Origin of the sequence: Methylobacterium trifolii, assembly GCF_022179685.1 — a bacterium.
GTDB classification, from domain to species: Bacteria; Pseudomonadota; Alphaproteobacteria; order Rhizobiales; family Beijerinckiaceae; genus Methylobacterium; species Methylobacterium trifolii.
Window position 1 is genome coordinate 1 of the sequence record NZ_BPRB01000150.1, and the last position, 7957, is coordinate 7957.

Genomic DNA, 7957 nt, shown 5'->3' on the forward strand with positions numbered 1-7957 from the left:
CCGGCCTCGATGCGGGCGAGACCGTTACGATTCCCTCGCTCCCCGATCTCGGTGATTGGCAAGCTCTCGAAGCCGCCCGGTTCCGACTTGGTCCCAACCTCTCCCGCAGCATGCCGGCCTCCCGCTATGGTCTCGGCTAACGCGCGAAAGATTCGATGCCTCGTTGAGTAGGAGTTCGTCCATGCTGCAGGTCGTCGAAGGCGAGCCGAGCGAAGCCGCGCTGACCGCCCATCGTGACCCGGACCAGCCCCCTCTGCCGGGAGGCTGGCGGCAGATCGAGGCATTGCCGATAGGCCTGTTCGCGGCGGTGATGGGCCTGACGGGACTGAGCGTCGCGTGGCGGCTCGCCCATGCGCGATATGGCTTGCCGTTCTGGGTCGGGGAGGCCATCGCCCTTATAGCCTCAACGGCCTTCCTTGCTATTACGGCGGGCTATGCCGCCAAGGCCGTCATCGCCCGTGAGGCCGTGCGGGCGGAGTTCCGCCACCCCATCGCCGGCAACCTGTTCGGCACGCCGCTCATCAGCCTGCTCCTGCTGCCGATCCCCCTGTCGCCCTTCAGCCTCACGCTAGCGCGCGCGCTGTGGATCGCCGGCGCTATCGGCATGACGCTGTTCGCGTGGCTGATCGTGACGCGCTGGCTGAGCGATCGGCAGCAGGCGGCGCATGCGACGCCGGCCTGGATCGTACCGGTAGTCGGCCTGCTCGATGTACCCCTGGCCCTTCCGGGGCTCGGTCTGCCGCCGATGCAGGGAGTGATGATCTTCGGGCTGGCGGTGGGGCTGTTCTTCGCCGTGCCTCTGTTCACGCTGATCCTGTCCCGCCTCCTGTTCGAGGCACCGCTGCCCGCAGCCTTGCAGCCGTCGCTCCTGATCCTCGTGGCACCCTTCGCGGTCGGCTTCTCGGCTTATGTCGCCACGACGGGCGCAATCGATCTCTTCGCTAAGTCGCTTTTCGCGATCGCACTGTTCCTGCTCGCCGTGCTGCTGCCGAAGCTCGCCCGGTTCGGTCGCGCCTGCCCTTTCCGCGTCTCTTGGTGGGGCGTGAGCTTCCCGCTCGCCGCAACAGCGGTCGCGGCTCTGCGCGTCGCGACGGCGGAACCGGCTCCGGCGACCGACGGCCTTGCCCTGGCCCTGCTCGGGCTAGCCACGCTGGTCATCGGATGGCTGCTCGTCCGAACCTTGATCGGCTTAGCTCGTGGAGAGCTGCGGACACTGACGCTATGATGGCCAATCGCCGAACTCCGGTTGCTCATCCGATTTCGGCTCTCACCACTTCTCATCAAAAAGCGGACTGACAGAAATCCAACCAACGAAGCCATTCAGCATCGCCGCCTTGCGCCATGAGCGGACATCAGTCTACCGCCCGGCAGCGGACATAAAGTTTCGGGTGATCGACCGTCCGGTATCGACCAATTTCGGGCCCTCGGAAGGTCTGCTTTCGGGCTGATAATGAGGTAGGGACCTACGAATGGAACGGGTAGGAAGCAGCGGGCTGCCCGGCTCACCGTGGTCCGCCTGCTGGCCAGCGATGGTGTAAGTCGTCGATGAATAGGCGTGGGCGTGCGGATGGACTTGGGACCAAAATCATCGATCTCGCCAAGCCCGATCTATGGCACTAAAGCGTTCCCATTTTGCGCCTTCATCGTGCTCCTTACAAACTCCAGGCGCCCTATCTGATTCCGCTCTCTGACCTGGAGTTCAGCCCAATACAACGTCCAAATCTCTTTCCACCCACGGGCTAGCAAATATAGCCAGACTCGATTATTATGAATAAAATTTAATTTGGACCGGGAAAGTTTGCAGTGGAATATGACATAACGTCGTCGTCTATGACATTCGCACGCATGCAGACAAGGATCTTAGACCTTTTTCAACGCCGCGCGTCCCCGGCCTACGTGGTGCTCTTGGCGACATCTATCTTCCTGTTCGACACATGGAGTCCGTTGCATTTCGCCGTTGCTGTCCTCTACATCGTCGTCATTGTCCTCGCGACCCTATGGTTCAAGCGCGTCGGCATCCTCAGGACCGCGACGCTTTGTGCCTCGCTGACATGCCTGAGCTTCATTATCACGCATGGCCCGGATCCGGACGGCAGCGCCGCAGCCCGCACGTTGATCAGCCTCGCCGCCATCGCGATCACCACCATGCTCGCATTGTTGAACATCGCGACCCGTGAACGGTTGATCGCGGTCGAAAAGGAAAAGAACAATCTGGCTCGATTCTTCCCGCCGACCATCGTCGAGCAAATCGCGACGAACGACATCGCACTATCCACGACGCGATATGAACCTGCCGCGGTCCTGTTCGTCGACATGATCGGATTCACGAAGTTCTGCAGCGTTATGCAGCCGCAAGACGTGATCGCAATGCTTCGCGAATCGCTGTGTACCCTGAGCGCCAGTGTTTTCGAGCACCACGGCACCGTCGACAAGTTCACGGGCGACGGTTTGATCGCGGTGTTCGGCCTACCTGTTTCGAACGATTTGAGCGCAACGAATTCCGTATTGTGTGCACTGACGATGCAGGCGAGGCTTCAAACGTGGAACGATGCACGTGCCGCAACGGGACAGGAAGCAGTCGCCATTGCTATCGGCATCCATTACGGCGATGTCGTGCTCGGCGATGTTGGATGCGAGAGCCGGCTCGAGCTGACGGTCCTCGGAGATACCGTGAACGTCGCGAGCCGCGTCGAGAACCACTGTCGTGAAGCGAAGGCCTCGATCTTGATCACTGACGCCGTCGTCAGGCGCATGCAAAGCGAGGGAAGCGAGGGGACGGTTAGAAGGTTCACCGACTGGGGTCTTCACACGATCCGCGGGCATTCGGATGCAATACGTCTCTTTGCAATTCCAAGAAATGCGGTATCGAGCATCGATTAGCTAAAAGGCGGTGCAATGATCGCCGGGTTTGCCGTTCGGCTTGTCGCCGATGAAGCACATCTGTGGATGTCCGAAATCTGATCTCTCACATGGAAGAGCAGCCGGACCGCCCTCCACTCAACCACGCCATTCAGCATCGCCGTTTTGCGCCATCAGCGGAAGTTGGCCGCCTGCTCGGAAGCAGACGTTCCGCATCCGACCTTACTCGGACGCGCCGCGAGCATATGAGTGTTCTCAGAAGTAGACGTTGATCTCGCTCCTTTTGCTTTAGAGCCGCTCTCGATCCACGCGCAGGAGCGCATGTGCCACAGGGTTCCTGGAGCGAACATGACCTTCCGGTCGGCTATGGCATCAGGGACCGACCCGAGACGTGTCGATGAAGTCGACGAAGGCGCGCAGCGGCGCAGGCAGGTAGCGGCGGCCGGGGTAATATAGGAAAGGCCCCGAAAAGGTCTGCCACCAGGATTCAAGGACGGGCTCCAGCGTCCCGCCATCGATGTGCGGGCGCAACCAATCCTCGAACAACGTGATGATGCCCGTACCCGCGATCGCCGCGCCCACGGCAAGGTCGGTGGCGGCACCGGCCCGAACGATGAGGGGGCCACTGGGGTCGACGCGCACGATCTCCCCATTGCGCTCGAACTCCCATGCGGTCATCGCTCCGCTCGCAAAGCGACCGCGGAGGCAGGCATGGTTCAGCAGGTCGCGTGGGTGTTCGGGGCGACCACGGCGATCGAGGTAGGCTGGAGAGGCCGCCGTCGCGAAGCGCTGCTCGCGCGGACCGATCGGCACCGCGATCATGTCCTGTTCGAGCCGGTCGTCGTAGCGGATGCCGGCATCGCAGCCCGCCGCGAGCACGTCGACGAACCCGTCCTCGCCCACCACTTCGAGGCGGATGTCCGGGTAGGCCGCCAGGAAGGGCGGCACGATCCGGGGCAGCACGAGGCGCGCCGCGCTGACCGGCACGTTGAGCCTGAGCGTGCCGGCCGGGCGATCGCGAAAACCGTTCACGACATCCAGCGCCGCCTCGACCTCTTCCAGCGCTGGCGTCAGCCGTTCGAGGAGCTGCATGCCGGCCTCGGTCGCCGCGACGCTGCGGGTGGTGCGATTGAGGAGCCGGACACCGAGCCGCATCTCCAAGCGACGAACGGCTTCGCTTAAGCCGGACGCGCTCGAACCGCTCGCCCGTGCGCCATCGCGAAACCCGCCGGCGCGCGCGACGGCGACGAACGCCGAAAGGTCCCCAAGATCGGCCGTCATTGTTCGCCCTCGCGCACAGCCTGTGCGCACTCGCCAGGATTATCACGCAATCAGGTCGGGACTACATCCCCGTCACCACGACGGAGCAACATCATGACCGACATCAAACAGGCCGGGACCTACGTCCTCGGCGACCGGACCGTTCAACGCCTGGGTTATGGCGCCATGCAGTTGGCCGGGCCGGGGGTGTTCGGCCCACCGAAGGACCGGCCCGGAGCCATCGCGGTCCTGCGTGAGGCGGTAGCCAATGGGGTGAACCATATCGACACCAGCGACTTCTACGGCCCGCACGTCACCAATCAGCTGATCCGAGAAGCGCTTCATCCCTACCCGGACGATCTCGTCATCGTCACCAAGATCGGCGCCAAGCGCGGCGGAGATGCTTCGTGGAACCCGGCCTTCTCGCCAGAGGAACTGACCCGCGCAGTCCACGACAACCTGCGCAACCTCGGCATCGATGCCCTCGACGTGGTCAACCTGCGCATCATGTTCGACGCGCACGGACCGGCCGAGGGCTCCATTGCCGCGCCGCTCGCCACCCTTGTCGAGCTTCAGCGCCAGGGGCTCGTCCGTCGGATCGGTCTCAGCAACGTGACGGCCCGGCAGGTGGCCGAGGGACGGCGCATCGCCGACATCGTCTGCGTCCAGAACGCGTACAACCTCGCGCACCGGGCCGATGACGCCCTCGTCGACGAACTCGCGGCGACCGGCATCGCCTACGTGCCGTTCTTCCCGCTGGGCGGCTTCAGCCCGCTCCAGTCAGGGACCCTCAGTACCGTCGCCGGGAGCCTCGGCGTGACGCCGATGCAAGTTGCACTCGCGTGGCTGCTTGCCCGCTCGCCCAACATCCTTCTGATCCCCGGAACATCCTCGCTCCTCCACTTACAGGACAACCTCGGTTCGGCGGACCTCACGCTCTCGGAGGACACGATGACGAAGCTCGATCAGATCGCCGCCCGGTCGTAGAGAGGACCGGCAGGTCTCGACCCAACCCGGTCACACAGGCGGGAGCAAATGCGGCCTAATAGCGGACGTAAGCCCGCGTTAGACATCCTTGGGCGATATGACTGAGTTTGTATCAAGGAGTCTTGGATGCTGTCAGACGAAGGGCCATGCTGCCCAGAACGCCATCCCTGCGGATCAGTCCATGCATCAGGGCGGCACCGAGATGGGCGAGGATGATGCCGAACAGCGTGTAGGCCAAGACCGTGTGTAGCGGACGGAGCCATGTGTAGAGGGCGGGATCGCGTGGCAGGATCGGCGGCAGCACGACGGAGCCGGCAATGCCAATGGGGTAGCCGGCCGCCGATAGCATCGCCCAGCCGACCAGCGGCAGCGCTAGCATCAACCCGTAGAGCAGAATGTGCGAGGCGTGCGCTGCCTGCCGTTGCCAGCCTGGAAGGTCCGACGGCAATTCAGGCGGTAGACTGCGCCAGCGGTTGATCATACGCAGCACCGCGAGGATCAGGATGCCGATGCCAAGGGGCCGGTGCAGCGCGACGAGGGCGTGATAGTGGGCCACCGAGGTCACCATCGCTACGCCGATGAACAGCATGGCCAGGACCATCGCCGCCATGGTCCAGTGCAACGCTCGGGCTGGCAGGTTGAAGTGCGCTGGGTCACTCACAATCCGGCTCCCGAGGTAGGGGTGTCGTGGACGGCGCTCGGCACCTTCGGTTCGCCAACGCGGCGGGTGAAGGATTGCGAATAGGCCGCCGAGCGGGCGCTGAGCAGCGGGTCGTCCGATCCCTTGATGCCGGCGGGCAGGACGAGGGGGTCGAAGTTCACGTCGCGACAATTGCCGTTCGCTTCCGCCTCCGTCGCGGTGACAACCACGCTGCCGACGTCGACGCTCGCTCGTTCGGACGGCCAGGGAAGGGTCGCGTCCGCGCTAGCGTCGCCGAGCGATCCGAGGGTGACGACGAGGTGCCAGCGCACGGGACCCTGGCGGATTGCGGCCGCGAAGTCCTCGAACAGGAAGTTCTTGTCTGTGCGCGCTGCCTGAGTGGGGCTCTCCGCTGTGGCTGCCTGCTCTGGCACGAAGGCCCAGCGCACGAGCGTTTCGGTACCGTTCGCGGCGACGAAGCGGAAGGCGTTCAGGCTCCGGAAGGTGTCATCGGCGAACCCGGACGTGATCGTCCGCGCCTTGATCAGGGCCGCCGCCTTCGCGCTTTCGGGGTGCCCGGAGAAGAACGCTTTCAGCGCTTCGGGATCGGGCTTGCCCGTGGCCGGATCGAGCTTGGCGGCGAGGAGCTGCGCGTAGAACGCCTCCGGTGTCCGCACCGGGAAGACCGGGATGTCGTTGTTGCCGGTGCGCCATTCCTCACCGTCGGGAAGATGAAAGCGAAGCGCGAGGCTGCGCACCGTCGCCGCCGCATCCGCCGCGTAGGGCTGTCCGCCTGCGAGTGCGATGCGCCCGGTGACGGGGGTGACCTGTCCCGCAGCGAACAGCGAAGCCTTCGACAGGCGCGCCCCCCCGCCGCTGCTTTCGAAGCGCCCGGCGAGGCAGAGCCCCTTGGCGTGGTTGCGCCGGAACCCCGGATGCACGCCGTTGACCCGCTCGAAGCGGTCGACGATCCGCGCCTGGGTGAGGTCCCCCGGCGACAGCCAGCCGCCGGCATACGCGAAGCCTCCCGCGGTGCCAGCGACCAGAGCTCCGATTGCGCCGAACCGCAGCATGATGGCGCGCGGGCTCAAGCCAGGACTGGCGCCGGTAAGATCGTTCAGAAGGGACATGGCGAACCTTCAGATGGCTTTCGCGGTGGCGCGACGGATCTCGTTTGCCAGCGGGTGAAGGACGGTCGGGTCGACGGCACCCACGAGGCTGTAGCCCAGCCCGTTCTGGGCCCAGGTGTAGCCGTTCGAAGCCTCAGAGGTATGCGCACGCATCGGCGCGTCACCGGGCTGGGCCATCGGCCGCATCAGCATGACGAAGCGGGTGGCGTGTCCGTCGTCGTACATCAGCATGCCGGCGGGCCCCTGCGGCGTGGCGACGAGGCGCCCGCCCATGAGGCGGTAGCCGGAACCACTCAGGTCCGGCACGCCCACGGGTCGCTTCAGCCTGTTGGAGAACCAGCCGGCGAGCTCAGCGCGGTTTGCGGCGACGAGCTCGACGGGGCGGGTATGGTCGGGAGCATAGACCGCGTAGTTCGTGCTCGCCTCCTGGGCCAGCGCCTCGATGCCGGTCGGTACGGGCGAGACCACCTCGCGCAGGCCCCACCCACCAGCGCCTCCGACGAGAAGCAGCAGCCCGGCCGCCATCGCCTGCCAGGCGGGACGAGCTGGGCGACGGCGCGACTCGACGATCCGCGACAGGTTGAGCTGGGCCGGTACCGGCTCGGCCGCGATGGGCGCAAAGGCGGCGCGCATGTCCTCGCGCAGGGCGACCATGCGCGCGATCCGCGCCCGGGCATCCGGGTGGTCGCCTAGATATGTCTCGACCTCGCTGCGCCGCGCGGTATCTAGGCGCTCGTCCGCGAGGCCCTGGAGATCGTCTTCGCCGATTGGACGCGTGGTCATTTTACCCTCCGCAGGAGCGGGCGCTTGGCGGGAACGGCCGTCTCGGCGCCGTCCATCAACTGGATCATCCGGTCCCGCGCCCGGGACAGGCGGGACATCACCGTTCCGGTCGGGATGGCGAGGACCTGAGCGGTTTCGGCGTAGGACAGGCCTTCCACGGTCACGAGCAGGAGGACACTGCGCTGCTCCTCCGGCAACGCCTCCAGGGCGGTCATCAGGTCCCGGTAGCGCAGGCCGCTTTCCTGGGTGGGCGCCACGGCGAGGTTGACCTCCGCGGTGTCTTCGATCGGCATGTGAG

8 protein-coding genes and 1 pseudogene are annotated in these 7957 nt (G+C 65.1%); 4 read left to right on the forward strand and 5 right to left on the reverse strand.

Annotation, left to right across the window (positions count from 1 at the left end; translation table 11 throughout):
- The 3 genes and pseudogenes from COGEMETH_RS13945 to COGEMETH_RS13955 form a co-directional block, all read left to right on the forward strand.
- Positions 1 to 140: pseudogene (locus tag COGEMETH_RS13945) on the forward strand (SDR family NAD(P)-dependent oxidoreductase); the annotation flags it as partial.
- Between the two features lie 41 nt (positions 141 to 181).
- Entirely contained in the window at positions 182 to 1225 is a 1044-nt protein-coding gene (locus COGEMETH_RS13950; protein ID WP_238183239.1) for an SLAC1 anion channel family protein, read from the forward strand.
- Positions 1226 to 1845: 620 nt separating this feature from the next.
- Positions 1846 to 2880 carry an adenylate/guanylate cyclase domain-containing protein gene (locus tag COGEMETH_RS13955; RefSeq protein WP_238183240.1) on the forward strand — a complete coding sequence of 345 codons (1035 nt, stop codon included), beginning with the start codon at positions 1846 to 1848 and terminating at the stop codon, positions 2878 to 2880.
- Positions 2881 to 3231: 351 nt separating this feature from the next.
- On the opposite strand, the gene COGEMETH_RS13960 is transcribed toward COGEMETH_RS13955, so the two are convergent.
- Complete coding sequence (locus COGEMETH_RS13960; protein WP_238183241.1) at positions 3232 to 4140, reverse strand: LysR family transcriptional regulator; 909 nt, start codon at positions 4138 to 4140, stop codon at positions 3232 to 3234.
- A gap of 93 nt (positions 4141 to 4233) precedes the next feature.
- Between COGEMETH_RS13960 and COGEMETH_RS13965 the strand changes: the two genes are divergently transcribed.
- Positions 4234 to 5106, forward strand: coding sequence for an aldo/keto reductase family oxidoreductase (locus tag COGEMETH_RS13965; protein WP_238183242.1), 873 nt, complete (start codon positions 4234 to 4236; stop codon positions 5104 to 5106).
- Between the two features lie 112 nt (positions 5107 to 5218).
- Here the strand turns inward: COGEMETH_RS13965 and COGEMETH_RS13970 are convergent, their stop codons facing one another.
- From COGEMETH_RS13970 to COGEMETH_RS13985, 4 genes are all read right to left on the reverse strand, one after another.
- Positions 5219 to 5767: a cytochrome b gene (locus COGEMETH_RS13970; protein ID WP_238183243.1), complete on the reverse strand. Its 549-nt coding sequence runs from the start codon at positions 5765 to 5767 to the stop codon at positions 5219 to 5221.
- Positions 5764 to 6876 (reverse strand): catalase family peroxidase, encoded by a 1113-nt coding sequence (locus tag COGEMETH_RS13975; RefSeq protein WP_238183244.1) that lies wholly within the window; start codon positions 6874 to 6876, stop codon positions 5764 to 5766. The genes COGEMETH_RS13970 and COGEMETH_RS13975 overlap by 4 nt, the downstream gene beginning before the upstream one ends.
- Before the next feature lie 9 nt (positions 6877 to 6885).
- Positions 6886 to 7659 (reverse strand): anti-sigma factor family protein, encoded by a 774-nt coding sequence (locus COGEMETH_RS13980; protein WP_238183245.1) that lies wholly within the window; start codon positions 7657 to 7659, stop codon positions 6886 to 6888.
- On the reverse strand, positions 7656 to 7957 hold a 302-nt coding region (locus tag COGEMETH_RS13985), incomplete at its 5' end, for a sigma factor-like helix-turn-helix DNA-binding protein (RefSeq protein WP_238183246.1). The genes COGEMETH_RS13985 and COGEMETH_RS13980, both read right to left, overlap by 4 nt.